General features: G+C 66.6%; 1 protein-coding gene. It reads left to right on the forward strand.

Annotated features, from left to right (window positions below):
• Nucleotides 1-316 precede the first annotated feature (316 nt).
• Nucleotides 317-1503, forward strand: a 1187-nt coding sequence (locus AUC71_RS09325; RefSeq protein ID WP_069624046.1) for an OPT/YSL family transporter, incomplete at its 3' end; no start/stop codon positions are given.

Below are 1503 nucleotides of genomic sequence, written 5' to 3' on the forward strand. Positions count from 1 at the left end.
CGCTCTACCGTGCACTTGGGCGTGGCCAAGGCGCCGCCGGCTATAAGAAAGGCGCTGCCAGCCACAAAAGAGACGCGGCCGCCCACAAAAAGGGCCGCATAGGCGGCTCTGGACAGTCTGTTGAGCGTGGAACCGAGCACGGGGCACCAAGGTCGTTCAAAGGTAACGGAGCTTAGGTGGGGCGTGCGCGGGGGGTCAAATTAACATCCGCCAGGTTGAAGGGTTGGTGAACAGACGCGTTCATGGCACGAAACACGCGCATGGCTGATCTGATCGATTCCCCGGCGCAGCCGGAGGCGGGCTCGGACGTCGTGAGTTGACGCCGCGGGCGCTCGCCACCGGCCTGATCCTCGGGGCGCTGCTTGCGCCGTGCAACGTCTATTCGGGCCTCAAGATCGGCTGGTCGTTCAACATGTCGATCACGGCGCTGCTGCTCGCCTTCGCGTTTTGGGTGCCGCTGTCGCGCCTCTTCGGTCTCGCGCCGTGGGGCATGCTCGAAAGCAACATTAATCAGACGACGGCGTCGGCGGCGGCCGCCATCACCTCGAGCGGCCTGGTGGCGCCGATCCCCGCGCTCGCGCTCATGACCGGCGGCAATCTGCCATGGCCGACGCTCACGGCCTGGGTTTTCGCCGTGAGCTTTCTCGGCGTGTGGGTGGGCTGGTATTTGCGGCCGCGCATGATCGTGCAGTCGAACCTCGTGTTTCCCGCCGGCATGGCCACGGCGGAGACCATGCGCGACATGTTCAGTCACGGACGGGAGGCGATGAAGCGGGTGGGCGTCTTGATGTCGAGCCTCACCGGCGCGGTTCTCTTCAATATCATCGACGACTTCGTGTGGCAGATCCCGCGCTTCGCTCCGTCGCTCACGGCGAAGAAGCTGACGCTCGCCTTCGATCCGTCGCTGCTGCTGCTCGGCTTCGGCAGCATCATCGGTCTGCGCGCCGGGCTCGGGTTGCTTCTCGGCGCGTTGCTCGCCTGGGGCGTGATCGCGCCGGAGCTGATCGCGCGCGGCGTCGTCGAGGTCTCCCAAGCGGACGAGAACTGGTTTCAGGCGCTCGTCGGCTGGCTGCTCTGGCCCGGCGTCACCATGATGGTGACGGCGAGCCTGACGAGCTTCGCCGCGGCGCTGGTCGCCTCCGCTCGCCATGGACGCGGCGACGTGAAAAATGCGCGGCCGAAGGAGCAGGGCACGGTGCTACGTCTCGGCGGGTTCTTGCTGGCCGCCGCCATCACCGTCGCGCTGCAGATCACGCTGTTCGGCATTCATTGGACCATGGCGATCATCGCCATTCCGCTCGCCTTCGTGTTGGCGACGGTGGCGGCGCGGGTCGTGGGCGAGACGTCGGTGGCGCCGATCGGGGCCATCGGCAAGGTCTCGCAATTGTCCTTCGGCGCCATGGCGCCGGGCCAGCCCATCACCAATCTCATGACCGCCAACGTGGCCGGCGGCGCCGCGGGCCAGAGCGCGGATCTTTTGAACGACTTCCGCGACCGGCCTAC

Origin of the sequence: Methyloceanibacter marginalis, assembly GCF_001723295.1 — a bacterium.
GTDB lineage: Bacteria > Pseudomonadota > Alphaproteobacteria > Rhizobiales > Methyloligellaceae > Methyloceanibacter > Methyloceanibacter marginalis.